At 65.6% G+C, this 23,736-nt stretch carries 25 protein-coding genes; 8 read left to right on the top strand and 17 right to left on the bottom strand.

All coding sequences use genetic code 11. The annotated features are described in order from the left end of the window. Nucleotides 1–54 precede the first annotated feature (54 nt). Nucleotides 55–648 (top strand): TIGR00730 family Rossman fold protein, encoded by a 594-nt coding sequence (locus tag ACOQPC_RS02395; RefSeq protein WP_420607076.1) that lies wholly within the window; start codon nucleotides 55–57, stop codon nucleotides 646–648. A gap of 122 nt (nucleotides 649–770) precedes the next feature. Beyond that, on the top strand, nucleotides 771–1,718 hold the full coding sequence (locus ACOQPC_RS02390) for a phytoene/squalene synthase family protein (protein ID WP_420607075.1): 948 nt from the start codon (nucleotides 771–773) through the stop codon (nucleotides 1,716–1,718). 102 nt (nucleotides 1,719–1,820) lie between these two features. Here the strand turns inward: ACOQPC_RS02390 and ACOQPC_RS02385 are convergent, their stop codons facing one another. After that, a complete protein-coding gene (locus ACOQPC_RS02385; RefSeq protein ID WP_420607074.1) occupies nucleotides 1,821–2,615 on the bottom strand; it encodes a 3'(2'),5'-bisphosphate nucleotidase CysQ in 795 nt (264 codons plus the stop codon). 136 nt (nucleotides 2,616–2,751) lie between these two features. Continuing rightward, on the bottom strand, nucleotides 2,752–4,095 hold the full coding sequence (locus tag ACOQPC_RS02380) for a TldD/PmbA family protein (protein ID WP_420607073.1): 1,344 nt from the start codon (nucleotides 4,093–4,095) through the stop codon (nucleotides 2,752–2,754). A gap of 118 nt (nucleotides 4,096–4,213) precedes the next feature. On the opposite strand from ACOQPC_RS02380, the gene ACOQPC_RS02375 reads away from it, so the two are divergent. Both ACOQPC_RS02375 and ACOQPC_RS02370 read left to right on the top strand, forming a co-directional pair. Next, complete coding sequence (locus tag ACOQPC_RS02375; RefSeq protein ID WP_420607072.1) at nucleotides 4,214–5,575, top strand: CHASE3 domain-containing protein; 1,362 nt, start codon at nucleotides 4,214–4,216, stop codon at nucleotides 5,573–5,575. A 5-nt stretch (nucleotides 5,576–5,580) separates the two neighbouring features. Then, complete coding sequence (locus ACOQPC_RS02370) at nucleotides 5,581–5,937, top strand: response regulator (protein WP_420607071.1); 357 nt, start codon at nucleotides 5,581–5,583, stop codon at nucleotides 5,935–5,937. Nucleotides 5,938–6,021: 84 nt separating this feature from the next. Here the strand turns inward: ACOQPC_RS02370 and queE are convergent, their stop codons facing one another. The 11 genes from queE to map form a co-directional block, all read right to left on the bottom strand. Continuing rightward, on the bottom strand, nucleotides 6,022–6,654 hold the full coding sequence (gene queE, locus ACOQPC_RS02365; protein WP_420607070.1) for a 7-carboxy-7-deazaguanine synthase: 633 nt from the start codon (nucleotides 6,652–6,654) through the stop codon (nucleotides 6,022–6,024). A gap of 99 nt (nucleotides 6,655–6,753) precedes the next feature. Further along, nucleotides 6,754–7,452: a 7-cyano-7-deazaguanine synthase QueC gene (gene queC, locus ACOQPC_RS02360; protein WP_420607069.1), complete on the bottom strand. Its 699-nt coding sequence runs from the start codon at nucleotides 7,450–7,452 to the stop codon at nucleotides 6,754–6,756. A gap of 202 nt (nucleotides 7,453–7,654) precedes the next feature. Next, nucleotides 7,655–8,053: a hypothetical protein gene (locus ACOQPC_RS02355; RefSeq protein ID WP_420607068.1), complete on the bottom strand. Its 399-nt coding sequence runs from the start codon at nucleotides 8,051–8,053 to the stop codon at nucleotides 7,655–7,657. A 93-nt stretch (nucleotides 8,054–8,146) separates the two neighbouring features. After that, nucleotides 8,147–9,094, bottom strand: a complete 948-nt coding sequence (locus ACOQPC_RS02350; RefSeq protein ID WP_420607067.1) for an Hsp33 family molecular chaperone HslO — start codon at nucleotides 9,092–9,094, stop codon at nucleotides 8,147–8,149. Nucleotides 9,095–9,107: 13 nt separating this feature from the next. Next, nucleotides 9,108–10,034, bottom strand: coding sequence for an ornithine carbamoyltransferase (gene argF, locus ACOQPC_RS02345; RefSeq protein WP_420607066.1), 927 nt, complete (start codon nucleotides 10,032–10,034; stop codon nucleotides 9,108–9,110). A gap of 105 nt (nucleotides 10,035–10,139) precedes the next feature. After that, nucleotides 10,140–11,339 (bottom strand): aspartate aminotransferase family protein, encoded by a 1,200-nt coding sequence (locus ACOQPC_RS02340; RefSeq protein ID WP_420607065.1) that lies wholly within the window; start codon nucleotides 11,337–11,339, stop codon nucleotides 10,140–10,142. A gap of 227 nt (nucleotides 11,340–11,566) precedes the next feature. Then, the gene (locus tag ACOQPC_RS02335; protein WP_420607064.1) at nucleotides 11,567–12,043 is read right to left on the bottom strand and encodes a nuclear transport factor 2 family protein; all 477 of its coding nucleotides are present in this window, start codon (nucleotides 12,041–12,043) and stop codon (nucleotides 11,567–11,569) included. Between the two features lie 202 nt (nucleotides 12,044–12,245). Next, nucleotides 12,246–13,658 (bottom strand): type I glutamate--ammonia ligase, encoded by a 1,413-nt coding sequence (gene glnA / locus ACOQPC_RS02330; protein ID WP_420607063.1) that lies wholly within the window; start codon nucleotides 13,656–13,658, stop codon nucleotides 12,246–12,248. Nucleotides 13,659–13,873: 215 nt separating this feature from the next. Then, complete coding sequence (locus ACOQPC_RS02325) at nucleotides 13,874–14,212, bottom strand: P-II family nitrogen regulator (protein WP_420608045.1); 339 nt, start codon at nucleotides 14,210–14,212, stop codon at nucleotides 13,874–13,876. Nucleotides 14,213–14,312: 100 nt separating this feature from the next. After that, nucleotides 14,313–16,367, bottom strand: coding sequence for a PQQ-binding-like beta-propeller repeat protein (locus tag ACOQPC_RS02320; protein WP_420607062.1), 2,055 nt, complete (start codon nucleotides 16,365–16,367; stop codon nucleotides 14,313–14,315). A 206-nt stretch (nucleotides 16,368–16,573) separates the two neighbouring features. Beyond that, complete coding sequence (gene map / locus ACOQPC_RS02315) at nucleotides 16,574–17,401, bottom strand: type I methionyl aminopeptidase (RefSeq protein ID WP_420607061.1); 828 nt, start codon at nucleotides 17,399–17,401, stop codon at nucleotides 16,574–16,576. Between the two features lie 65 nt (nucleotides 17,402–17,466). On the opposite strand from map, the gene ACOQPC_RS02310 reads away from it, so the two are divergent. Then, the gene (locus ACOQPC_RS02310; protein WP_420607060.1) at nucleotides 17,467–18,225 is read left to right on the top strand and encodes a competence/damage-inducible protein A; all 759 of its coding nucleotides are present in this window, start codon (nucleotides 17,467–17,469) and stop codon (nucleotides 18,223–18,225) included. A gap of 154 nt (nucleotides 18,226–18,379) precedes the next feature. Here the strand turns inward: ACOQPC_RS02310 and ACOQPC_RS02305 are convergent, their stop codons facing one another. Beyond that, the gene (locus tag ACOQPC_RS02305; protein ID WP_420607059.1) at nucleotides 18,380–19,018 is read right to left on the bottom strand and encodes a heme exporter protein CcmB; all 639 of its coding nucleotides are present in this window, start codon (nucleotides 19,016–19,018) and stop codon (nucleotides 18,380–18,382) included. Beyond that, nucleotides 19,015–19,614: an ABC transporter ATP-binding protein gene (locus ACOQPC_RS02300; RefSeq protein ID WP_420607058.1), complete on the bottom strand. Its 600-nt coding sequence runs from the start codon at nucleotides 19,612–19,614 to the stop codon at nucleotides 19,015–19,017. Before ACOQPC_RS02300 ends, ACOQPC_RS02305 begins: the two co-directional genes overlap by 4 nt. 49 nt (nucleotides 19,615–19,663) lie before the next feature. On the opposite strand from ACOQPC_RS02300, the gene ACOQPC_RS02295 reads away from it, so the two are divergent. Continuing rightward, nucleotides 19,664–19,951, top strand: coding sequence for a 4a-hydroxytetrahydrobiopterin dehydratase (locus tag ACOQPC_RS02295; RefSeq protein ID WP_420607057.1), 288 nt, complete (start codon nucleotides 19,664–19,666; stop codon nucleotides 19,949–19,951). 127 nt (nucleotides 19,952–20,078) lie between these two features. On the opposite strand, the gene ACOQPC_RS02290 is transcribed toward ACOQPC_RS02295, so the two are convergent. Together ACOQPC_RS02290 and ACOQPC_RS02285 are read right to left on the bottom strand one after the other, a co-directional pair. Continuing rightward, a complete protein-coding gene (locus tag ACOQPC_RS02290) occupies nucleotides 20,079–20,459 on the bottom strand; it encodes a metallopeptidase family protein (protein WP_420607056.1) in 381 nt (126 codons plus the stop codon). A gap of 42 nt (nucleotides 20,460–20,501) precedes the next feature. After that, nucleotides 20,502–21,311 (bottom strand): SDR family oxidoreductase, encoded by an 810-nt coding sequence (locus tag ACOQPC_RS02285; RefSeq protein ID WP_420607055.1) that lies wholly within the window; start codon nucleotides 21,309–21,311, stop codon nucleotides 20,502–20,504. Between the two features lie 95 nt (nucleotides 21,312–21,406). On the opposite strand from ACOQPC_RS02285, the gene ACOQPC_RS02280 reads away from it, so the two are divergent. Then, nucleotides 21,407–22,180 (top strand): ATP-binding cassette domain-containing protein, encoded by a 774-nt coding sequence (locus ACOQPC_RS02280; protein ID WP_420607054.1) that lies wholly within the window; start codon nucleotides 21,407–21,409, stop codon nucleotides 22,178–22,180. Next, nucleotides 22,177–23,736 carry an ABC transporter permease/substrate-binding protein gene (locus tag ACOQPC_RS02275; RefSeq protein WP_420607053.1) on the top strand — a complete coding sequence of 520 codons (1,560 nt, stop codon included), beginning with the start codon at nucleotides 22,177–22,179 and terminating at the stop codon, nucleotides 23,734–23,736. The genes ACOQPC_RS02280 and ACOQPC_RS02275 overlap by 4 nt, the downstream gene beginning before the upstream one ends.

Below are 23,736 nucleotides of genomic sequence, written 5' to 3'. Positions count from 1 at the left end.
ATGGCAGCCCCATCCCTCTCGACACCCCGCTCCTCTCCCGGCTAACGCACCCCCATGTCCCGCACTCTCACCAGCCTCGCCGTCTATTGCGGCTCCGCCACGCCCGCAGATCCCGTCTATATCGACACGGCGCGTACCGTCGGCAGCGCGTTGGCCGAGCGCGGCATCCGCGTGATCTATGGCGGCGGCAGGCTGGGGCTGATGGGCGCGGTGGCGGATGCGGCGCTCAGCGCGGGCGGCGAGGTGATCGGGGTGATCCCGGAAGCGCTGGTCGGCAGCGAAGTCGCGCATCGCGGCTGCACCGAACTGCATGTCGTGCCCGGCATGCACGCGCGCAAACAGGCTTTCACCGATCTGTCGGACGGCTTCGTCACCCTGCCCGGCGGCGTCGGCACGATGGACGAGCTGTGGGAGGCGATCAGCTGGGCGCAGCTCGGCTATCATGACAGTCCGGTCGGGCTGCTCAACGTGAACGGATTCTATGATCATCTGATCGCGTTCAACCGGCAGATGATCGACGTCGGCTTCATCCGCGCGCAGCATGCCGGGATCATGGTGGTGGCGGATGCGATCGGCGCGCTGGTGGACAAGCTGGGATCGTACGAACCGCACCGCACGATCTTCCAGATGAAGGCGGACGATCTGTGAGCGATAAAAGCGGTTTCCTTTCCCCCCCTCCTCCAGGGGAGGGGCCGGGGGTGGGGGCTATCGATCAAACACGTCCTGCGGAGGGAGTCCCCACCCCAACCCCACCCCTGAAGGGGAGGGGCTTGGATAGACCCGCGCTTGTCGCGCATGCCAAGGACAGCATCGCCAAGGGCTCGCGCAGCTTCGCGCTCGCCTCGCGCCTGTTCGACCGGGAAACGCGCGAGCGCGCCTGGCTGCTCTATGCTTGGTGCCGCAAATGCGATGACCTCGCCGACGGGCAGGACCATGGCCGCGGCATGAGCGTGATCGACGATGCCGCCGACCGCCTCGGCTATCTCAAAGGCATGACCGACGCCGCGTGGAACGGCACGGTAACCGGCGAGCCCGCCTTCGACGGCTTCGGCGTGGTCGCGCGCGAATGCGGCATTCCGCGGCGCTTCGCGGACGATGTCATTGCGGGCTTCGCGCTCGATACCGAGGAGTGGCGGCCGCGCTCCGAGAACGATCTCTACCGCTATTGCTATCATGTCGCGGGCGCGGTGGGGTGCATGATGGCGGTCGTGATGGGCGTGGACGCGGACGACGAAGCGACGCTGGACAGGGCCTGCGATCTGGGTCTGGCGTTCCAGCTCGCCAATATCGCGCGCGATCTGGCGGAGGACGATGCCGCCGGGCGTTGCTATCTGCCGATGGAATGGCTGGCCGAGTTCGACATTCCGCCCGGCCAGCATCTCAAACCCCCGTTCCGGCCCGCGCTGGTGGCGATGGGCAAGCGGCTCGCGGATGCCTCCGAACGCTACGAAGCGTCGGCGCGGGTCGGGGCGGAGGCGCTGCCCTTGCGCAGCCGCTGGGCGGTGCTGGCGGCGGCGGGCATCTACGGCGACATCGCCCGCGAGGTCCGCGCGCGCGGCGCCCATGCCTGGGACCACCGCGTGCATACGGGCAAGCGGGAAAAGCTGCTGTGGGTAGCGCGCGCGCGGGCGCAGGCGGGAGCGAGCGTGGAACCTGTCGGGCGCGAGGGGCTGTGGAACCGGAATTCCCTATCCCAAACTTCGTCATTCCGGGCTTGACCCGGAATCCAGTGCCCGGCAGCGCGACGTTGGTGCTGTAGCCGCCCTGGATCCCGGATCAAGTCCGGGATGACGGCGTTTTTTGTTTCCTCACACGGCGGACTAATTCCCCGCCAGTATCTCCGCCGCGCGATCCGCCAGCCGCTCCACCACCGCGCCGTGAATACCTGGCGCGCACACGATCAGGCCGAAATCCTTGGGGCTGGCCTTGTTGTAGCGGATCGGGTCGCCCAGCGCGTCGCTGACGATCGCGCCGGCTTCCGCCGCGATCAGGTTCGCCGCGGCGACGTCCCACTCGTTTCCCCAGCGCAGGGTCGCCACCAGATCGGCCTCCCCGCTCGCCACCATGCAGATGCGCAGGGCGATGCTGTTCGGCTTGGGCACCATCGCCAGGTCGCGGTCGGCCTTGGCGAGGCCGTCGCTGGGCACGCGCGCGCCGGTGATCTCCTCGCGCGCGCTGGCGTGGATCGAGGCGCCATTGAGCCAAGCGCCGTCGCCTTTGCGTGCGGTGAAGCAGCGGTCCCCGACCGGCGCGTGGATCACCGAGAAGACCGGCCGGCCCGCCTTCATCAGCGCGATCGAGATCGCCCAGCCCTTGCGCCCGCGGATATAGTCGCGCGTGCCGTCGATGGGATCGACCAGCCAGGTCCATTCGCGCCGCGTCCGGTCGCTGTCGTCGACGGTTTCCTCGCTGAGCCAGCCGGCCTCGGGAAGAATAGCGGCGAGGCGTTCCTTCAGCAGTTCGTCGACCCCCAGATCGATATCGCAGACCGGATGGCCGGGCTTCTTCTCCCATATCTTGCAATCGGGCTGCCCGCCCTCGCGCCAGCGCGCGAGCGCAAGGTCGCCCGCCTCGCGCGCCGCGATGATGATCTGATCGGGGTCGAATGGAATCATCCCGCTCCCAACCATCCATCGTCATTGCGAGCCCACGGGCCGAAGCAATCCAGGGCCGTTGCAGCGCCGTATTGGCCCTGGATTGCTTCGTCGCCTCCGGCTCCTCGCAACGACGACGATATTAACCGCTGCTCGCTCACGCCGCCACGGTCATGCCGTCGACGCGCAAGGTCGGCACGTTGAGCCCGCGGATGAACTCCAGATCGTCGGCGGGCACCATCGCGGCGAACATGTCCTTGAGGTTCCCCGCCACGGTGAACTCGCTGACCGGCCGGGTGATCTCGCCCTGCTCGATCAGGAAGCCGCCCGCGCCGCGGCTGTAATCGCCGGTCACGCCGTTGACGCCCTGGCCGATCAGCTCGGTCAGATAGACGCCGCGTTCGATGTTCGCCATCAGCGCGGCAGGGCTCTCGTTGCCCGGCTCCATATGCACGTTCGTCGCGCCGACGCCGGGCGATCCACCGGCGCCGCGGGTGGCGTGGCCGTTCGGCTCCAGCCCCAATTGGCGGGCGGACGAGACGTTGAGCAACCATTGCGTCAGCACCCCCCTGTCGATCAGTTTGGAACGAGCGGTCGGCAGGCCCTCTCCGTCGAATGCCTTGGAGCCAAGTCCGCGCATCCGGTGCGGATCGTCGATAATGGTCACGCCACCGTCGAATAGCGCCTCGCCCATCGCATCGAGCAAAAATGTCGCGCGGCGCGCCACCGAGGGGCCGGAGATCGCGCCGAGCAGATGGCCGATCAGCGAACCCCCGACGCGCGGATCGAACAGGACCGGCATCGGTCCGCCCTTGATCGCAGCCGGATCGAGCCGGGCAACCGCGCGCTCCCCCGCCTGCTGGCCGATGGCGGCGGGGCCGGGCAGGTCGGAGGCGTGGCGCGCGGTGCGATAGGCATGATCGCGCTCCTTGGCCGCGCCCTCGCCCGCCAGCACGCTGGCCGACAGGCTGTGGCTCGAGCGGGTATAGGAGCCGCCAAAGCCCGTGCTGGTGGCGAGCGCGACGACCGAGCGGCCCGTGCTCGCCCCGCCGCCCTCGCTGTTCGACACGCCGGGCACCGCGCGCGCCGCGTCCTCGGCTGCCAGCGCCGCCTCGCGCAGCGCTTCGGGACCCTGCGCGCCGCCATCGTCGAGATCAAGCGCAGGCGCCGGCCCGGTCATCAGCCGCTCTTGGGGCGCTAGGCCGGCATAGGGATCTTCCGGCGCGGCTTTGGCCATTGCCACCGCGCGCTCGGCGAGATCGCGCAGCAGTTCAGGCGCGAGCGCGCTGCTCGACACGCTGGCCGATCGCTGGCCCACGAACAGCCTCAGCCCGATTTCCTCACCCTCCGAGCGACCGGCGTCCTCCAGCTTGCCTAGCCGCACCGATATTTCCGTGGCCGCGCCGCCCGCATAGAGCGCGTCGGCAGCGTCCGCGCCCGCATCGAGCGCGGCGGAGACCAGCATCTGCGCGCGTTCCAGCGCCTGTTGTTCGCTCAGCATAGGAGGCGCGATGTAGGCAGCACGCCGCTCCCGGTCAATTGCAGCGCCCAAACCGCGAATCGCCCTGCCGAGCGCGGCTTGTCCACCCGCATGGCTTTCGTTACGGGATCGGTTGGAAATGATCGAACGCGCGAAACGCATCTGGCACGAACTGCTCAGCCCCGAGCGGCAGCATGGCTATGGCACCACGCTGCTGCCGGCTGCGGTGGCGCTCGCCATCCTGATCCTGCTGTCGGGCGGCATCGCCATCATGGGCGCGATCGACAGCGAGCGCGAGGCGCGCGAGGCGAGCCAATATACCACCGGCGTTATCGCGCGGCTGGAAAAGGTTCGCGCGCTCGCGGTCGACATCGAAACCGGACAGCGCGGCTATTTGCTCACCGGGCAGCGCCGCTTCCTGCAGCCGCTTAAGATCGCCGCCGAACGCGAGGAACAGCTGCTCGACGAGCTAAAGACTTATGCCTATGGGAATATGGAAGGTCCGCAGGAAGGCTGGCTCGCGCGGATCGACCAACTGGTGAAGGAGCATTTCGCCGATGCCGACCGCAGTGTGAAGATGGCCCTCCGGGGCCGCCGCGTCGAGGCGGTCGCACGGGTGCAGGCGGGAAACGGCATGGCGCGCATGGATAGCCTGCGCGAACTGATCGACCGATATGAGGACTATGAATATAAGCGCCAGACGCGCAGCCTGAAGGCGGCGACCAATTACGAGCAGATCGGCGGGCAGCAGGTGCTCGTAGTGATCGTCGTGCTGTTGCTGCTGCTGCTCTTGATCGCCTATTTGCTGTGGCGCAATTCGCGCCTGCTTCAGACCGAAACCGAACTGAGCGAAATCACCGAGGCCAAGGAGCAGGTCGAGCTGATCAGCCGCGAGCTCAATCACCGCGTGAAAAACCTGTTCGCCGTGGTGATGGCGATCATCAGCATGACGGCGCGGCGCGAGACCGATGCCAAGCTGGCGGGCGAGAAGATGCGAGAGCGAGTCAATGCGCTGGCCCGCGCGCACCAACTTACGCTCGACCAGGACGGCGGACGGGCGGTTAGCTTGGGCTCGCTGGTCGATAATGTGCTGGCGCCCTATCTCTCCGGGCAGCTACGCTGCGAAGCCGACGGCCCGGCGGTCGAGCTCGTCCAGCGCATCGCCACGCCGATCGGCCTCGCGCTGCACGAACTGGCGACGAACGCGGTGAAATATGGCGCCTGGTCGCGCGAGACCGGTGGCACCATCACCATTCACTGGCACGAGGAAGCGGCGGAAACGGTCGGGGAGCCGGGCCGGATCGTCCTCGACTGGACCGAGCGCGGCGGGCCGGAAACGGCGGCGCCGGGAGAGGACGGCAAGGGCTTCGGCAGCCAGCTCATCATGCAGAGCCTGCGCCAGATCGGCGGCGGCTTCGAGGCCGACTGGCAAGCGGCAGGACTTAAGGCGAAATTGTTTTTTGCGCTGCAGCGGGAACCGGGCGTCGAGACTCAAGTTTAACATATATGAAAAATTTCACAGTCATGGTGGCCGAAGACGAGATCCTGATCGCCCTCGATATGGTCGACCGTCTGCGCGAGCGCGGTCTCGCCGTGATCGGACCTTGCATGTCGCTGGACGACTGCCTCGATTGTATCGATGGACCGCAAACGATCGACGCGGCGATCCTCGATGTCGATCTGGCCGGGCAGGATGTGTTTCCGGCGGCCATGCTGCTCAAGGACAAGGATATTCCCTTCGTGTTCCATAGCGGCCATTGCAATGCAGCCTCCTTGCCTGCCGACTTGGCCGATGTTCGGCTCTTCCAAAAGCCCACAGGAGTTGATCAGATTGCGGACAGCCTGTGCCCGACAATCAACTGACGGGTAGAGGGTAACAATGGAAATAGGGCTGCTTCGGCGGCCCTTTTACTTTGATGATTATGTCTTCTGCCTTGCCGGCGGTCTTCAGGGCAGACCGAGCAATTTGTGCGTTTGCAGCGACAGCCGCCAGCCGGGATGCTCCTCGACGAAGCGGATCGCTGCAGCGCGGTTGGCATCGGGCGCGGCGCTATCCATCGGCTGGATCAGATGATGATCGAACGCCCATTCCTGCATGGCAGCCCAGTCCGATCCGGGCTGCGGCCAGACCAGCTTCAATTCGTCGCCCGAGCGCTGAACCGTTTTCGATCCCGCCTTGGGGCTGATGCAGATCCAGTCGATACTTCGCGGCACCGGCAACGTGCCGTTGCTCTCGACCGCGATCTCGAAACCGCGCCTATGAAGCGCGTCGATGAGCGCATCGTCGACCTGCAGCATCGGCTCGCCGCCGGTCATCACCACATAGCGGCGGTCTTCGCCCTCGCCCCATAAGGACGCGACTTTGTCCGCCAACGCGTCGGCATCCGAATAGCGTGCGCCATTCTCGCCATCCATTCCGACGAAATCGGTGTCGCAAAATCGGCAGATCGCTGCCGCGCGGTCCTGCTCGCGTCCGGTCCACAGATTGCAGCCGGCGAAGCGCAGGAACACCGCGCGGCGTCCAGCCTGCGCGCCCTCGCCCTGCAGCGTGGGAAAGATTTCTTTGACCGCGTAACTCATCGGGCTTGGACTACGACCACGTCATTGCGCTCCTGCGAAGGTAGGAGCCCAGCAGGTGAGGTTCCCGGATGTGCTCCTGCAGATATTCGGATATGGTTCTCATCCAACCTCGGGCTTCACCGCATACACCGTCGGGTCTTCGATGCCCGCCTCGACGAACCCCGCATGGCGCAGGCGGCAGCTGTCGCAGCGGCCGCAATGTTTCAGATCGGGCGTAGGATCGTAGCAGGACCAGCTCATCGCCGGATCGAGCCGCAGCCGGATCGCTTCGGCCGCGATGCTTGCCTTGGTCATATATTGCAGCGGCGCGCGCACCTCGAAGCTTTCCTGCGCATCGCCCGCCTTGGTGCCCAGCATGGCGAGCCGCTGGAAGGCGTCGATGAATTCGGGCCGGCAATCGGGATAGCCCGAATAATCGAGGGCGTTGACGCCGACCACCAGGTCGCGCGCGCCCGCCGCCTCGGCCCAGCCCAGGCACAGCGACAGAAAGATGGTATTGCGTGCGGGGACGTAAGTGACCGGAATCCCGTTGCCGACCCCGTCCTTGGGCACGGCGATGTCGGCGGTCAGCGCCGATCCGCCGAATTGCGTCAGATCGAGCGGCAGGACGACATGCCGCTTCACATCCAGCGCCCGCGCGATCGCAGCGGCGCTTTGCAACTCGATCTTGTGGCGCTGGCCGTAGTCGACGGTCAGCGCCAGGATATCGAACCCCTGTTCGCGCGCGATGCCGCCCGCCACCATCGAATCCAGGCCCCCCGAGAGGAGGACCACCGCCTGCTTGCCGCTTTCGTTCATGCCCGGGAGCTAGGGAAACATAGGCCCCACCGCAAGCAACGCATGAAAAATGGGCCACTCCTTAGAGCGGCCCAGTCTCGGCTCGTGCGAGCCAGCTAGGGAGGAAAGCGTACCGAAATTGGGTACGGGACGTCTGATAACAAATTTTAGTAAATGAAAGCTTAACGGTGGCGGCGCCGACATGAATTATTTGTTGCGGCGCTCAGCAGCCCCCGGTCTTGCGCGCCTCGTAATCGAACGCGAACGGTGCGCCATGATCGAGCCCTTGGCTGCGGATTTGTACCAGCCGGTCGGTCTCGCGGCGAATCGTGGTGCTGCCTTGTGCTCCCCTGCATCTATAGCTGTACATCGCCTGGCGCGCATCGCCGTTCAAGCGCTTGACCGCACAACTCTGGCCGAGATGGCGCAACTGTATAAGCACCTGCGGATCGCCGAGGCAGATGCGCTTCACCGTCTTGAACCCGTTTTCCTTGTCGCGCAGCGACCACTGCCCTTTCTCCAAGGTCTGGAGCGAAAAGGCGGACTTCGCCGCAAGCGCGGCCCCGGACATGGTGGCGACAGCCGACAGGCCGAGCAGGAAAGCATTATGTTTTTTCATCATATATTCGTCCGTGGAAGCGACTAGCCCACGCTTGCCGTTATAGGATGGAAGTGGAAAAAAAGCGACCGGGGCATGGCCGAAATACGGCCCGGGTCAGTTGTCGAGGCTAGCCACGGAGATAGGAAATTTGCGGCTGCAGAATTCGCAGTCGACGGTGATATCGCCTGCTTCGTCGGCCATTTCGCGGCGCTCGTCGCGTGGAAAACGGCCGATCACCGAGCGGATATGATCGGGATCGCAGCGGCAACCCTTGCTGAGGCCTATGCCCTGCTCGATCCGTACCTCGCGCTCCTCGTGGAACAGCCGCCAGACCAGCTCCTCCAGCGGCAGGCCGGGATGGGCCAGCTCCTCCGGTTTGATCGTCTCGGCGAGCGCGCGGACATGTTCCCACTCGGGATGGTCGAGCCGCACATGCAGCCGCTCGCGCCCGTCTTCGCCCTCGGCGAGATGCTGGACCAGGAAGCCTCCCGCAACGGCGCGGCCGCCGACGATGCCGCGCGCGGTGCGGATCAGCGTCGGGATCTGCTCGGACTGCGCGAAATAATATTCGCAGGCTTCGGCCAATGACGCGCCCTCCAACGGCACGATACCCTGATAGCGGCCCCCCGGTTCGTCCGCGCTCTGCTGCTTGCGGTCAAAGGTGATCGCCAGAAAGCCTTTGCCGAACAGGCCGAACAGGGTCGGCTCGGGCGGTAGTTCGGCCACGCGTGCCTCGTCATATTGGGCATACCCGCGCAGCTGCCCGTCGCGATAATCGCAGACCAGCAGCGTCACCGCCCCGGCCTCGGTCTGTGCCTGCATGGTGAGCTCGCCGCCGACATCCTTGAGCAGCGATCCCAGCAGAGCGGCGAGCGTCACCGCCTCGGTCAGCAGCGCTTCGATCGCGGGCGGATAGGCGTGGGCGGAGAGGATATCGGCCAGGCTCTCCTCAATCCGCACCGCACGGCCGCGCGCGTGGCGGCCGGGGATGGAGAAGCGCAGTGGACGGTCGGAATAGGTTTCGCTTTGCGGGGTTTCAGGGGGCGTATTCTTGTCGTTCATCGCCCCAAGATAGTCAGAGTTGGCCGAAAACCCAGCGCAAGATCGATTTTTGCGCGTGCAGGCGGTTTTCCGCCTCGTCGAAAATCACCGACTGCGGGCCGTCGATCACGTCCGCCGTCACCTCCTCGCCGCGATGCGCGGGCAGGCAATGCAGAAACAAGGCCTCAGGTCTTGCGCGCGCCATCAGCGCCGCGTCGACCTGAAAGGGCATCATCACGGCCAGCTTGGCATCGCCGCCACGCTGGCCCATCGAAATCCAGGTGTCGGTCACGATCACATCCGCGCCCGCCGCCGCTTCGTCCGCGTCGCGGTGGATCGAGATATCGGCCCCGCCCGCGCGCGCCTGCGCGATGAAGCGCTCATCGGGATCATAGCCCTCGGGGCAGCCGATGCGCACGTCGAACTTCATCAGACCCGCCGCCTCGACGATGGAGTTAAGTACATTATTGCCGTCGCCCAGCCAAGCAAACTGCAGGCCGGGCAGCGCCTTGCCATGATCGACGATGGTCAGCAGATCGGCGACGATCTGGCAGGGGTGCGAAAGATCGGTGAGCGCATTGATTACCGGCACGCCGGCGTGGTGCGCCATGACCTCGATCTTGGCATGATCGTCGGTCCTGAGCATGATCGCATCGACGTAAGCCGACAGCACGCGCGCGGTGTCCGCCACGCTTTCGCCGCGGCCCAACTGCATTGATCCGGCATCGGCTACTATGACGCTGCCGCCGAGCTGCGTCATCGCCATCTCGAAGCTGAAGCGCGTGCGCGTGGAGCTTTTCTCGAAGATCATCGCGAGGACATGGCCGGCGAGCGGCGCATCGGAGTCGGGCCTGCCTTTGGGCCAGCCCTGGCGCGCGGCCTTGCGGTCGAGCGCATCCCCCAGCATGGCCGCGATGGCGTCGCCGCCGGCATCGGAGAGGTTGAGGAAATGGCGGGTCATAAAAACTCTTTCCTTGTTCCCCTGCGAAGGCAGGGGTCCATCAGGAGAGGGCACCTGCTGGGCTCCTGCCTTCGCAGGAGCGCAACTTATGGTTCGGCGCAACTCTCAGGCCGCTGCCGCCTCCGGCACGACATAATCGGCCGCGCCCGCCGACAGCTTCTCCATGAACTCGGCGATATGCGCGTCCTCGATGATCAGCGGCGGCAGCACGCGGATGACGTTGTCGGCCGCGGCGACGGTCGTCAGATCATGATTGTCTCGCAAATGCGCATAGAAGGGACGGCTCTCGACCTTCATCTTGAGGCCGAGCATCAGGCCTTCGCCGCGCACCAGCTCGAACAGGTCGTCATGATTGCCGATGAACTGTTCGATCGCGCTGCGCAGGCGTTCGCCCTTGGCACGCACGTTTGCGAGAAAGTCCTCGTTCGCGATCACGTTCCACACCGCCTCGCCCGCGGCCATGGCCAGTGGGTTACCGCCATAGGTCGAGCCGTGCGATCCGAAGCCCATGCCGCGCGCCGCCTGTTCGGTGGCAAGGCAGGCGCCCAGCGGAAAGCCCCCGGCGATGCCCTTGGCGGTCGCAAGGATGTCCGGCGTCACGCCATAATGTTCGTGCGCGTAGAGCTTGCCGGTGCGCCCGACGCCGCATTGCACTTCGTCCAGCACCAGCATCAAATCCTGCTCGTCGCAGATTTCGCGCAGGCCGGTCATGAACGCCTGGCTGGCCGGACGGATACCGCCCTCGCCCTGGATCGGCTCGACCAGGAACCCGGCGGTGTTCGGTCCGACGGCGGCGCGCGCGGCCTCCAGATCGTCGAATTCGACATATTTGAAGCCGGGCAGCAACGGCTGGAATCCCTTGTGCATCTTGGTCTGGTTGGAGGCGCTGATCGTGGCCATGGTGCGCCCGTGAAACGCCATCGAAAAGGTGATCAGCTCGGTGCGCGCGGCATCGCCGCCCTCGTGCTGGTGATAGGCACGCGCGGTCTTGATCGCGCATTCCACCGCTTCCGCGCCGCTGTTGGTAAAGAACACGGTATCGGCGAAAGTCGTATCGACGATGCGCTGCGCCAGCCGCTCGCCCTGTGGGCTGCCATACATGTTGGACACATGCATCAGCTTGGCGGCCTGGGTCTGGATCGCCTCGATCAGCGCGGGATGACTGTGGCCGAGCGAGTTCACCGCGATGCCGCTGGCGAAATCGAGCAACCGCCGGCCGTCCTCGGTGATGAGATAACAGCCGTCGCCCTCCACCGGACGCACGTCGCAGCGGGGATAGACGGGCATGAGCGGGGTGATCGACATGGGGCGGCCTTTTCGTGAAAAACAACAATGGCGGCTCTCGGGGGCCGCCTGTAACCATCCCTACGCCCGTGCCCAATACAAATCAATCGAGCCGCCGGGCCGCCCCGCGGCAATATCGTGGCTTTTCCCCCCAAGACATGACGCTGACGCCTTATGCCGACAGCCGCGGCACAGATGCTAGCTGTCCTGAGCCTGGTGGGATACGCCCGGTCTTCGCGCCGCGGCCGTCAGTTGGCGGCCGACGGACCGGGCGCAGGTTGGACGCCCGTATATTGCGTCGAAAGCATCTGCCATCGTCCGCCGACGAGCTGTTCGACATAAGTCACCCGAACGGCGCGGCTGATCGTTTCTCCGTCCGGTTTCGCAAACGAAAAGCTCACCGTGCCGACGGCCACGGCTATGTCTCCGTAGCGATTGATGAATTCGATGCTGCGTGTCATCGGCGGGACGGGCGTCGCCTTGTCCGGCGCGTAGAATGACAGCACGTTTTCGCGCGTATCGATTTCTCCGCGCGGTGATATTTCGACATAGTCGGGGGCCAGCAGGCCATCGAGCGCGGCCGCATCGAAACCGTTGCGGGCATCGGAAAAGGCGTCGACGAGCGCACGATTGGAGGCGGTGTCCGCTTTCTCCACCGTTTGGCCGAGACAGGGCTGCGCCAACGTCATCGAGACACAGCATGCAAAAATTGCAAAAATGCGCATAATCGGGCTTTCCTCATCCGATGAGCGCTCAAGGTAAGCGGGCGCGGCGACTGGCCCATCCGTCATTCGCCGAGCAACGTTGATTTTTCTGCGAACAGCGTTGACCGAGGTAGCTGCCGGGAAAGTCGGTGCCAGTTCCGGCCATCCGAAAAAAAGGGCGCCCCCCGCGAGGCGCCCCTTCGTTTGACGGTAGAGAAAAGGATCAGCTCGAATAATACATGTCGTACTCGACCGGGCTCGGCGTGGTTTCCCAGCGCTCGACCTCGGGCCATTTGAGTTCGATATAGGCCTCGATCTGGTCCTTGCTGAACACATCGCCCTCCAGCAGGAAGTCGTGATCAGCCTGAAGCGCCTCGAGCGCCTCGCGCAGGTTGCGGCAGACGGTGGGCACGTCCTTCAGCTCTTCGGGCGGAAGATCGTAGAGATTCTTGTCCATCGCCTCGCCCGGATGGATCTTGTTGCGGATGCCGTCGAGGCCCGCCATCAACAGCGCGGCATAGGCCAGATAGGGATTGGCCAACGGATCGGGAAAGCGGAACTCGACGCGCTTGGCCTTTTCGCCCGCACCATAAGGAATGCGGCAGCTGGCCGAGCGGTTGCGGCTGGAATAGGCCAGCAGCACCGGCGCCTCGTAACCCGGCACCAGCCGCTTGTAGCTGTTGGTGGTCGGGTTGGTGAAGGCGTTGAGCGCATGGGCATGCTTGATTACGCCGCCGATATAATGAAGGCACATTTCGCTTAGGCCCGCATAGCCGTCGCCCGCGAACAACGGCTTCTTGCCATCCCAGATCGACATGTGGGTATGCATGCCCGAGCCGTTGTCCTTGGCGATCGGCTTGGGCATGAAGGTCGCGGTCTTGCCGTAGCTGTGGGCCACCTGGTGCACGACATATTTATAGACCTGCATCTGGTCCGCGCAGGTGACCAGCGTGGAAAAGGTGAGGCCCAGCTCGTGCTGCGCGGCGCCCACTTCATGATGGTGCTTGTCCATCTTGAGGCCCATTTCCAGCATGGTGGCGACCATCTCGCCACGGATGTCGACGGCGCTGTCGACCGGCGCGACGGGGAAATAGCCGCCCTTGGCGCGCGGGCGGTGGCCCATATTGCCGACGTCATATTCGCGGCCCGAATTGGTGGGCAGCTCGATATCGTCGATCTTGTAATAGCTGCGGTCGTAACCGTCCTCGAAGCGGACATCGTCGAACATGAAAAACTCGGCTTCGGGGCCGACATAGATGGTATCGCCGATGCCGCTGTTCTTCAGGAATGCCTCGGCGCGCTTGGCGGTGGAGCGTGGATCGCGTGCGTACAGCTCGCCGGTCGATGGCTCGACGATGTCGCAGAACAGCACCATCATCGGGGTGGCCGAGAACGGGTCCATATAGGCCGCGTCCAGATCGGGACGCAGGATCATGTCGCTCTCGTTGATCGCCTTCCAGCCCTCGATCGAGCTGCCGTCGAACATCAGCCCGTCTTCCAGCTCATCCTCGCCCAGCACTTCGGCGCACATGGTGAGATGCTGCCATTTGCCCTTGGGATCGGTGAAGCGAAGATCGACCCATTCGATTTCCTCCTCCTCGATGCGCTTCAAGATGTCCTTGGAAGAGGTCGCCATGTTCGATTGCCTTTCGGTTTAAGGGGTTTCGCGCAACAAGCGTAAAGCAAAGCGCGGGTTGCTGCAATTCTGTTTTGCAGCGCAGCATAGGGTGGCAAGTCAATTCTTGATCGACGCAATGCAGCGCTCCTGCGAAGGCAGGAGCCTGTCGGGTGAGCTTCGGTGATGGGCTCCTGCCTTCGCAGGAGCGCACGAATATTTGTCCAAATCCAAGCCTACAGCGCGTCCGCATCCCGTTCGCCAGTGCGAATGCGCAGGGCGGCCTCTATCGAGGTCACGAAAATCTTGCCGTCGCCGATGCGCCCGGTCTGCGCGGCACCCGCGATTGCCTCGACCGCACGCTCCCATATGGCATTCTCGACCACGACTTCCAGCTTCACCTTGGGCAGGAAATCGACGACATATTCGGCGCCGCGATAGAGTTCGGTATGGCCTTTCTGCCGGCCGAAGCCCTTGGCTTCGGTTACGGTAATGCCCGACACGCCTACCTCGTGCAGCGCCTCCTTCACTTCGTCCAGTTTGAATGGCTTGATGATCGCTTCGATTTTTTTCATCATGTGCCCGTCTTCTGGCCTGTTTCCCGGCCGGTTTCATTATCCGGTTCGACCGTCTCGCCGGCCCTGTGCCGGGCGATCGTCCACAAGGTGAAGCGTTTCACGGGCGCTGCGGTTCCGGTCTCGGCGTGGGCGAAGGGGTCGGCGACGGGACGGGCCGCGGAACCGCCGCCAGCGCCTCGTTGCCGCCCAATCGCAGCAGCACCAGCCGCGGCGCGGCGGGCACGCGGAGCAGATAGCCGGGTGCGGGTTCGTCCGTTTCTGCGGTTTTCGTGCCGGCCGATTTCCTCCGGTTCGCCTGGCCGTCGCCAGCCGACGCTGCAGGCGCGGGCCAGTCGAAACGGCCGCCGAGCCCGGTCAGCACCGCGACATATTGCTCGCCGCCGACCAGAAACGTGCTCGGCGCCCCGGCGATGCCCGATCCCAGATCGCGGTTGTACAGCGTCGCGCCGGATGCAGCGTCGAACGCCACGAAGCGGCCAATACCGGTGCCGAGAAACAGGAGCCCGCCGGCAGTCGACAGCGTGCTGCCGTTGCGCGGTGCAGTCAGCGCGCGGCTCCAGCGGATTTTGCCCGCGACCGGATCGAAGGCGACTAACCGCGCGCCGGCGGCCCGCCAGCGCGGGGGCGGGGGCTGCGTGTCTGGCGCGGCATCGGACGCGGATTCTACTGGCTCTTGCTGCGCGTAGCGGGGCAGCGTGAAATAGACCAGGCCGGTACCGGGATTAAAGCTCATCCAGCGCGGCGCGCGGCGCGTATCGATCGGCGGAAAGATCGGCCGCTGCTCGGCAACTGGGGCTAGGATGCGCGCGATCTGGCTGGCCTTTTTGCCGGCATCGGCGGGACCGATCCGGACTGGGCGGCCCGTGGCGGGATCGAAACCGCTGGTCCAGCCGGGCTGGTCGAACAGCGGCGCGGCGGAGATCAGCTTGCCGCTGGTTCGGTCGATCACGAAGAAGAAGCCATTGTCGGACGCGTGCAGCAGCACCTTTCGCGGCGCGGAGGCAGCCTGTTTTACCTTATCGCGGCAGATCGACTGATCCTCCCGAATTTTGTCGCCTTTTGGTCCGGGCGGTGCCTGTACCATCGGACAGGCTGGTATTGGACCGTCGAGCACTTTTGGCATCGCAAGCTCGGCCAGCACGAACGGCTGGCTCGCGCCATAGGCGGGGCGGCCGCCGGGCGTTTCCTGATAGTGCCACAGAAACTCGCCGTCGTCGGGATCGAGCGCGACGATCGACGAGAGAAACAGCCGGTCGCCCGCCCGCGCATCTGCGGGCGGCCCCGCGCCCACGCCGACATAGAGCTGGTCGACATCGGGATCGTAGATCACCGCATCGGTGACATAGCCGCCCGCCGCCGCGCCGAGCGCGCCGCCGCCCCAGGTCTGCCGCGCCGTGCCGAGCACCGCGTCGCTGGAAGCCTGATCGGACGTCTCATCCGGCTGTGGTACCGTGTAGAAGCGCCAGCGTAGCGCACCGTCGGTCGCATCATAGGCCGACACGTAGCCGCGGCCGCCCCCGCTTGCGGCACGCCCGCTGCCGATGACGACCATGTTCTTAACCATATGCGGGGCCGAGGTGATACGATAGGCTCCAGTCTCGCCGCCGGTCTGGATCGACCAGAGCTGCGCGCCGGTGATCGCATCGAGCGCGATCAGCTGTCCGTCGAGCGTGGCCAGATAGAGGCGGCCCTTCCAGATCGCCAGCCCCTGATTCCCCACACCGCTGGCCGCCTTCGCCGCGGTGGGCTGGGTCAGTCCGGGGTCAAAACTCCAAAGCTGCTTGCCGGTGGCGCCATCGAAAGCGAACACACGGGAGCGCGGAGTGGTGACGTAGATCTTGCCGTCGGCGGCGATCGGCGTGGACTGAGGCACCTCGCCTTCGGGCAAGTCCGCCAACCAGCCGATGCCGAGCTGGCCGACATTGGCACGGTTAATCGCGTCCAGCGGTGAAAAACGCTGTCCGTAATAATTGAAGCCGATCGCAGCCCAGTTGGTGCCGTCCCCGCCAGTGGCGAGATAATCGCCATCGATCTGGGTTGCGGCCACCGCGGCGGGCGGCGTCGGCGCGGCCTTGTCCCGTTCGTCTTTTTTGAAATCGCAGGCGCCCAGCAGCAGCGCGGGGACCAACAGTCCGAGCCAAAATGATCGCATTATCGTCCGTACCTCACGGCTTTGACGCTAACGGGGGTGTGCGGGCGGGTAAAGGAGGGATCGTGTTTTGGTTGGTACGGTGTACAATCGCCGTCATCCCGGACTTGATCCGGGATCCAGGGCCCAGCCGAAATACCATTTCGCCCTGGATTCCGCGTCAAGCCCGGAATGACGGTATTTGAGAAATCGGAAACTGGTTCGTCGCCTCAATAAGGCGGTTTGTGCAATCCCTTGGGGCTCTGCGTAAAAATCTCGCAGCCATCCGCCGTGATGCCGATCGAATGTTCGAATTGCGCGGACAGCTTGCGGTCGCGCGTCACCGCGGTCCAGCCATCGCCCAGCACCTTCACGCCCGCCTTGCCGAGGTTGATCATCGGCTCGATGGTGAAGAACATGCCCTCCTTCAGCTCAGGTCCCGAGCCGGGCCGGCCGGCGTGCACCACTTCGGGCGCATCGTGGAACAGCCGGCCTACGCCATGGCCGCAAAATTCGCGCACCACGCCGTAACGGTTGGCTTCGGCATGGCGCTGGATCGCCGCACCGATATCGCCCAGCCGCACACCGGGCCGCGCCATCTCGACGCCGATCATCATGCACTCATAGGTCACATCGACCAGCTTCTTCGCCTTCAGCGGAACATCGCCGACCAGGAACATCCGGCTGGTATCGCCGTGCCAGCCGTCGATGATGATGGTCACGTCGATATTGACGATATCGCCATCCTTCAGCGGCTTTTCGTTAGGGATGCCGTGGCACACGACATGGTTGATCGAGGTACAGCAGCTATGGGTGAAGCCGCGATAGCCCAGCGTGGCGGGCACGCCACCGAGGCTGATCATGTGGCTGCGCACCATGTCGTCGAGCTCGGCGGTGGTGACGCCGGGCACGACGTGCGGGACGAGCGCATCGAGCACTTCGGCGGCGGCCCGGCCTGCGCGGCGCATGCCGGCGAAACCTTCCGGTCCATGCAGCTTGATCGCGCCATCGCGCGGGGTGGAGGCTTCTTGCGGAGTGACGGTGACATATTGATCCATGTCCGTCCATATAGGACAAACCGCCATTATTTGCGAGACGCTTTGAGCTCGCCAAGGATCGACCCATGACCCATTCGCGCATCTGGACCGCCGCCCTCGTCATTATCGGCGATGAAATCCTTTCCGGACGGACCCAGGACCGGAATATCGCGCAGGTGGCGAGCTGGCTCAACGTGCAGGGCATCCGGCTGGCCGAGGTGCGCGTGGTGGCCGACGATATGGACGCGATCGCCGAGGCGGTTAACGTGCTGCGGGCGCGGAGCGACTATCTGTTAACCACGGGCGGGATCGGCCCCACGCATGACGACATCACCGTGGACGCGATCGCCGCGGCGCTGGGCGTGGAGGTGGTGGTCCATCCCCAGGCGCGGGCCACGCTGGAGCACTATTACGAGAGCAAGGGCGGCATCAACGAGAATCGCCTGCGCATGGCGCGCGTGCCGGACGGCGGCGAGCTGATCCCCAACCGGATGAGCGGTGCGCCGGGGATCAGGGTAGAGAATATCTTCATCATGGCCGGGGTGCCGCACATCACCGCCGGGATGCTCGACGCACTGACCGGCACGCTGGAAGGCGGCGCGCCGTTATTATCGGACCAGATCGGCTGCTGGGTGGCCGAGAGCGAGGTTGCCGGACTGCTGCGCGCAACCGAAAAAGCGCACGAAGACTGCCAGATCGGCAGCTATCCCTTTTTCCGCGAGGGCAAGGTGGGCGCAAATTTCGTGGTGCGCTCGATCGAGCGGGATTTGCTGGATGCGTGCATGGCGGCATTGAAGGCCGGACTGGAAGAGATGGGGTGCGAGGTGGTGGACGGCGGCATCTAACGCAAAATCCCCCCCTCGCGAAGCTGAGGGGAGGTGGCGCGCTGCCGCACGGCAGCGTGACGGAGGGGCTGCCGCGCCAGCGGCGATTGCACCGCCGCCCCCTCCACCATTTGCCTGGGGCAAACGGTCCCCCCCCCCCCGTTCCGGGAAGGATTTATTCCCTGAGCGCCCGCAGCGCCGCGCCGGCCGCGAACGGGGCCAGCACCGTCAACCCCAAGCTCACCGCCGCGAGCAGTGGCAGGCCGCCGCGCGCGCCTGGATCGAGGCTGCCCGCACCAAAGATCAGCACCGGGATCGCCAGCGGGAGCAGTATCAGCCCCGCCGCGCCGCCGCCCGCGCGCGCGGTCAGCGCGGCAATTGTGACCGATAGCGCGGCAAGCGCCGGCGTGGCGACGGCGAGGCCGCCGAGCAATATACCGAGTGTGCGCCCGCCCAGATCGAACAGCGCCGCGCCGAACAGCGCCGCGAGCAGCAGCGGCGGGCCGAAGCTCAGCCAGTGCGCGGCGATCTTCAGCGCGGCCACCGCCTCGTCCGCCCAGCCGCGCACCGCGAGCTGATCGAGATGGCCGCTCTCCAGATCGGGCCGAATCAGACGGTCGATCGGCAGCAGCGCGGCGAGTAGTGCGGCAATCCACAGCATCGCTCCACCGGTGGCGCGCAGCAATTTAAGATCCGGGCCGACCGCGAAGGGATAGAGGATGGCGACCGCGAGGAAGAACAGCACCGGCAGCCACAGGCCTCCACCGGCCCAGGCGAGCCGCAAATCGCGGGCGATCAGGCGGAGCGCGTTCATACCGGTATGCCCAGGTCGAGCGTAGCCGCGGGCGTGATGCCGATCGGGATGTGCGAGGCGACGACGACGGTTTTTCCCGTCGCGATCCGCCGCCTGAGCGCGTCCTCGAGCTGCTCCGCGCTGGTGCTGTCGAGCCCGTTCATCGGTTCGTCGAGCAGCAGCACATCGGCGTTCGATTGCAGCGCGCGAGCGGCCATGGCACGGCGCATCTGCCCGGTCGAAAGCATGCGCACCGGCACCTCGGCGAGTCCCGCCAGCCCCAGTCCCTCCAGCGCGGCATCGCTGGCGCCCACCGTCTGTCCGTCGATCGCCGCCCAGAAGCGCAGGGCATGGCGCAGGCTCGGCTGCGGATCGAGCGAGCAGCGTTCGTCGGCCAGCGCCACCGATCCCGCGATGTGCACTGATCCGGCGGCAGGCTTCAGCAGCCCCGCGAGAATGCGCATCAGGCTGGATTTGCCCGTGCCATTGGGCCCGATGAGCAGGCCCAGAGTGCCGCGCTCGACTTGCCAGTCCAGCCCCTCGAAAACCAGCCGCCCGCCGCGCCAGCAGGCCAGCTTTTCGATGCGTATCGCAGGCTCGGCTTGACGCTGTTCCATCGTGCGACTTAGGCATGGGCACCCCCTCGTGCCAAGCCGGAGAGATGATATGGTCCAGAAACTGAGCGATAGCGAACGCAAGGACGCGCTGGCAGGGCTGACCGGCTGGGACCATGACGCAGGCCGCGACGCCATTTCGAAAAGCTTCGAATTCGACGATTTCGTCGACGCTTTCGGCTTCATGGCGCGCGTGGCGCTGCATGCCGAAAAGGCGGATCACCATCCCGAATGGTCGAACGTCTATGACAAGGTGGGGATCACGCTCACCACGCACGACTGCAGCGGGCTCAGCGAAAAGGACGTGGCGCTGGCGAAGGCGATCGAGGGATTGGTTTGAACACCCACCCCCGTTCGGGCTGAGCTTGTCGAAGCCTTGTCCTTTTTTCAGGCTACAGTGCGGAAGAAGAAGTACGGCCCTTCGACAGGCTCAGGACGAACGGAGATTGGCGCTTGGGCCTGGCCCCTTACCCCTCGTCCTCCAGCGCGTGCATGTCGTCATCGCTCAGGCCGAAATGATGGCCGATCTCGTGGATCATGACATGGTGGATCATCCGCTTCAGCGGAATGTCGCGGTTCCGGGCTTCCGCGAGGATTGGCCGGCGGAACAGGTAGATGCGGTCGGGCGTGGCGCCGGGGATGTCCCAGATGCTTTTCGTGTCGATCGGGCGGCCCGAATAGAGCCCGGACAGCTGCATCGGATGGGTCAGGCCCACCGATTCCAGCATGTCCGCGTCCGCCACGTCCTGCACGCGCACCACCACGTCGCTCAAATGCTGACGAAACTGCGCGGGCAGCGCGGCGAGCGAGCGTTTGGCGGACGCTTCCATCTCTTCATTGGTCATCATGCGCGCCGATATAGGCGCGCGCCCCGCCGCCGATAAGACCGCTCAGCCGTCGACTGCGCTGTCTAGGCCCTGCACCAGACCCATTCTCCTGCGCAGACGCCCCGGAAACCAGCGCGCGGCGAACATCAACTGGCGCGCCATCTTGTTGACCGGGGTGTGGACCGCATCGCCGTGCACCGCGTCCCACGCCGCCTGACCCACGATGGCGACCGGGCTGACCTCGATCCCCGCCGATTGCAGGCGCTCCCTGCCGGTCTGACTGGTGCCTTCGCCCACGGCCGACAGGATATTGGTATCGATGAAACCTGGCATCAGCGATCGGACGCGGATGCCGAGGGGCGCGAACTCGATGTCCCAGGCTTCGGTCAGCCCGCGCACCGCGAATTTGGTCGCGCTGTACACGCTAAGCCCCGCCGATCCGTAGATGCCTGAGGCCGAGCTGGTGTTGAGGATGCACGCGCCGGGCGATGCTCTTAGCAGATCGAACGCGGCCTGCGTGCCGTTCATCACGCCGGTGAAGTTGATCGCCACCAGCCGGTCGATGTCGGCCGGGTCCATGTCGGGGAAGGCGCCGCCCTTGCCGATCCCGGCGTTGTTGAACAACAGATGCATGCGACCGTCGGTGCGTTCGGAGAAGGCGGCGATCGCTTGGCCCCAGGCCGCGCGGTCGGCCACGTCGAGCCGGTGCGTCCAGCAATTTTCCGCGCCGATGATCGCGGCGGTTTCGGCCAGCCCGGTCTCGTCGACGTCGGTCAGCCCGGCGAACCAGCCCTTGGCGGCGAAATGGCGGGCGACCTCGCGGCCGATACCCGAACCCGCGCCGGTCACGAACAGGATTTTTCTATCTCTCATCCCGGATCTCTCCTCTGCCCTCCCGCTGACTTTATGCGGCGGCGCGCTTTAGTCCAGCATTGCGTTGCCGCCGTCTCGCCGCCAGAAGGTAGAGCATGGCCGACCCCACAGGACCCTCCGTGACGTTCGAGGGCGTCACCAAGCGCTATGGCGATCTCGCGGCGGTCGATGACGTTACGCTGAAGATCGCGGCGGGCGGCTTCGTGGCGTTGGTGGGTCAATCGGGATCGGGCAAGTCGACGCTGCTGAAGACCGTCAACCGCCTGACCCCGCCAAGCGAGGGCCGCGTGCTGCTGGACGGCGAGGCTGTCGCCGCGCGCGAGCCGCATCGGCTCCGCCGCTCGATCGGCTATGTGTTCCAGAATGTCGGGCTGTTCCCGCATCTGACGGTGCGCGAGAATATCCTGATCAACCATCGAATCGCGGGCGATCGCGCGGCGGCCGGAGCGGCGGACGAACTGCTCGACATGGTCGAACTGCCGCGCGAATTCGCGGACCGGCGGCCGAGCGAATTGTCGGGCGGACAGGCGCAACGCGTCGGTGTCGCCCGCGCGTTGGCGGGCAAGCCCGGGCTGATGCTGATGGACGAGCCGTTCGGCGCGCTCGATCCCGTCACACGGGACAGCCTCGGCCAAGCCTATCGCGCGTTGCACGACCGGCTCCGTCTCACCACGGTCATGGTGACGCACGACATGGCCGAGGCGCTGCTGCTCGCCGACCGTGTCCTGGTGATGGCCGCGGGCAGGATCGTCGCCGACGCGCCGCCGCAGTCCATTCTCAACGACGATCTGGGGCCGGAGGCCGAGGCGCTGGTCGCGGTGCCGCGCGCGCAGGCCGAGCGGCTGGTGGCGATGGAGACGCGTTCGTGAGCGGGCTGTGGGCGGACGCCTTTGCGCGCGTGCCGTCGCTGCTCGCCGCGCATGTCGAACTGTGCCTCGCCGCATTGGTGCTGGCGATGCTCATCAGCCTGCCGCTGTCGGTCTGGGCTGCGCGCAGCCGCCGCGCCTCGGGCGTGGTGCTGACCGTCGCCAGCATCATCCAGACGATTCCCGCGCTGGCGCTGCTCGCCTTGTTCTATCCGCTGCTGCTGGCGCTGCGCTCGCTGGTCGGCGACTGGCTCACCCCGCTCGGCTTCCTGCCCGCGCTGATGGCGCTGACGCTCTACGCGCTGCTGCCGATCATCCGCAACGCGGTGACCGGGCTCACCGGCGTCGATCCCGCGATGGTCGAGGCCGCCGACGGGGTCGGCATGACCGCGCGGCAGAAACTGCTGTGGGTCGAGGCCCCGCTGGCCGCGCCGACGATCATGGCCGGCATCCGCACCGCCGCGGTGTGGACGATCGGCATCGGCACGCTCGCCACCACCATCGGCCAGTCGAGCCTCGGCGATCTGATCTTTGCCGGTCTGCAGACGCAGAACTGGGCGCTGGTATTGGCGGGCTGCATCGCCTCGGCGGGACTGGCGCTGATCGTCGACCAGTTGCTGGGGCTGATCCAGCGCGGGCTGGCGGAGCGCAAGAAATGGAAGCTGTGGACCGCGCTGGTGCTGCTCGCCGCCGGGCTGCTGCTCGCGCTCGGGCCGCGGCTGGTCGCATCGGCGGGCGGCGGATCGGATCGCGAGGTCGTGACCGTTGGCGCCAAGGGCTTTTCCGAGCAGTATATCCTCGCCCGGATGATCGGCACCCAGCTGGAACGGGCCGGCTACGCGGTGCGCTACCGCGAGGGGTTGGGTTCGGCGGTGGTGTTCCAGGCGCTGTCGAACGGCGATATCGACGTCTATGTCGATTATGCCGGGACCATCTGGACCAACGAGATGAACCGCGCCAAGCCGATCCCGCGCGATGCGATGCGCCGCGCGATCGGCGACTGGGCGATGAAACAGCATGGCGTGAGGCTGGTCGGCGCGCTCGGCTTCGAGAACGCCTACGCCTTTGCCGTGCGGCGCATGGATGCACGGGCGCGCGGGCTGAAGACGCTGGACGACCTCGCCCGGCTTTCCCCGCAGCTCTCTCTGGGCGCGGACCTGGAGTTTCTCGACCGCCCCGAATGGGCACAGGTCAAGGCGGCCTATCCGATGCGCTTCGCCAGCGAGCGCGCCTATGACCCCACTTTCATGTACCGCGCGCTGCAGAGCGGGCAGGTCGACGCGATCTCGGCGTTCTCCTCGGACGGTCGCATCGCCGCGTTCGATTTCGTGACGCTGTCCGATCCCGAGGGCGCGATCCCCAATTACGACGCGATCATGATGGTATCGCCGAAACACGCGAAGGATCAGCGCTTTCTCGATGCCGTTCAGCCGCTGGTCGGCGCAATACCGGTCGACGCGATGCGCGCAGCCAATTACATGGTCGACCGCGAGGAGGACAAGAGCAGCCCGGCTACGGCGGCCGCCTGGCTTCTGCGCAAGACCGGTATCGAGGAGTAA

Origin of the sequence: Novosphingopyxis sp., from assembly GCF_965218915.1 — a bacterium.
Lineage (GTDB): Bacteria > Pseudomonadota > Alphaproteobacteria > Sphingomonadales > Sphingomonadaceae > Novosphingopyxis.
Note: the sequence above shows the minus strand (reverse complement) of the source record. Positions and strands in the feature narration are given on the sequence as shown.

What these genes read in the sequence shown, in the direction of transcription:
- argF (WP_420607066.1), bottom strand. Translation starts at nt 10,034, where the DNA reads ATGACCCGCCATTTCCTCAACCTCTCCGATGCCGGCGGCGACGCCATC.
- ACOQPC_RS02305 (WP_420607059.1), bottom strand. Translation starts at nt 19,018, where the DNA reads ATGAACGCGCTCCGCCTGATCGCCCGCGATTTGCGGCTCGCCTGGGCC.
- ACOQPC_RS02325 (WP_420608045.1), bottom strand. Translation starts at nt 14,212, where the DNA reads ATGAAAAAAATCGAAGCGATCATCAAGCCATTCAAACTGGACGAAGTG.
- ACOQPC_RS02335 (WP_420607064.1), bottom strand. Translation starts at nt 12,043, where the DNA reads ATGCGCATTTTTGCAATTTTTGCATGCTGTGTCTCGATGACGTTGGCG.
- ACOQPC_RS02370 (WP_420607071.1), top strand. Translation starts at nt 5,581, where the DNA reads ATGAAAAATTTCACAGTCATGGTGGCCGAAGACGAGATCCTGATCGCC.
- ACOQPC_RS02340 (WP_420607065.1), bottom strand. Translation starts at nt 11,339, where the DNA reads ATGTCGATCACCCCGCTCATGCCCGTCTATCCCCGCTGCGACGTGCGT.
- ACOQPC_RS02295 (WP_420607057.1), top strand. Translation starts at nt 19,664, where the DNA reads ATGGTCCAGAAACTGAGCGATAGCGAACGCAAGGACGCGCTGGCAGGG.
- ACOQPC_RS02280 (WP_420607054.1), top strand. Translation starts at nt 21,407, where the DNA reads ATGGCCGACCCCACAGGACCCTCCGTGACGTTCGAGGGCGTCACCAAG.
- ACOQPC_RS02290 (WP_420607056.1), bottom strand. Translation starts at nt 20,459, where the DNA reads ATGATGACCAATGAAGAGATGGAAGCGTCCGCCAAACGCTCGCTCGCC.
- ACOQPC_RS02385 (WP_420607074.1), bottom strand. Translation starts at nt 2,615, where the DNA reads ATGATTCCATTCGACCCCGATCAGATCATCATCGCGGCGCGCGAGGCG.
- ACOQPC_RS02285 (WP_420607055.1), bottom strand. Translation starts at nt 21,311, where the DNA reads ATGAGAGATAGAAAAATCCTGTTCGTGACCGGCGCGGGTTCGGGTATC.
- ACOQPC_RS02375 (WP_420607072.1), top strand. Translation starts at nt 4,214, where the DNA reads ATGATCGAACGCGCGAAACGCATCTGGCACGAACTGCTCAGCCCCGAG.
- ACOQPC_RS02310 (WP_420607060.1), top strand. Translation starts at nt 17,467, where the DNA reads ATGACCCATTCGCGCATCTGGACCGCCGCCCTCGTCATTATCGGCGAT.
- ACOQPC_RS02380 (WP_420607073.1), bottom strand. Translation starts at nt 4,095, where the DNA reads ATGCTGAGCGAACAACAGGCGCTGGAACGCGCGCAGATGCTGGTCTCC.
- queE (WP_420607070.1), bottom strand. Translation starts at nt 6,654, where the DNA reads ATGAGTTACGCGGTCAAAGAAATCTTTCCCACGCTGCAGGGCGAGGGC.
- map (WP_420607061.1), bottom strand. Translation starts at nt 17,401, where the DNA reads ATGGATCAATATGTCACCGTCACTCCGCAAGAAGCCTCCACCCCGCGC.
- ACOQPC_RS02320 (WP_420607062.1), bottom strand. Translation starts at nt 16,367, where the DNA reads ATGCGATCATTTTGGCTCGGACTGTTGGTCCCCGCGCTGCTGCTGGGC.
- queC (WP_420607069.1), bottom strand. Translation starts at nt 7,452, where the DNA reads ATGAACGAAAGCGGCAAGCAGGCGGTGGTCCTCCTCTCGGGGGGCCTG.
- ACOQPC_RS02395 (WP_420607076.1), top strand. Translation starts at nt 55, where the DNA reads ATGTCCCGCACTCTCACCAGCCTCGCCGTCTATTGCGGCTCCGCCACG.
- ACOQPC_RS02355 (WP_420607068.1), bottom strand. Translation starts at nt 8,053, where the DNA reads ATGATGAAAAAACATAATGCTTTCCTGCTCGGCCTGTCGGCTGTCGCC.
- glnA (WP_420607063.1), bottom strand. Translation starts at nt 13,658, where the DNA reads ATGGCGACCTCTTCCAAGGACATCTTGAAGCGCATCGAGGAGGAGGAA.
- ACOQPC_RS02300 (WP_420607058.1), bottom strand. Translation starts at nt 19,614, where the DNA reads ATGGAACAGCGTCAAGCCGAGCCTGCGATACGCATCGAAAAGCTGGCC.
- ACOQPC_RS02350 (WP_420607067.1), bottom strand. Translation starts at nt 9,094, where the DNA reads ATGAACGACAAGAATACGCCCCCTGAAACCCCGCAAAGCGAAACCTAT.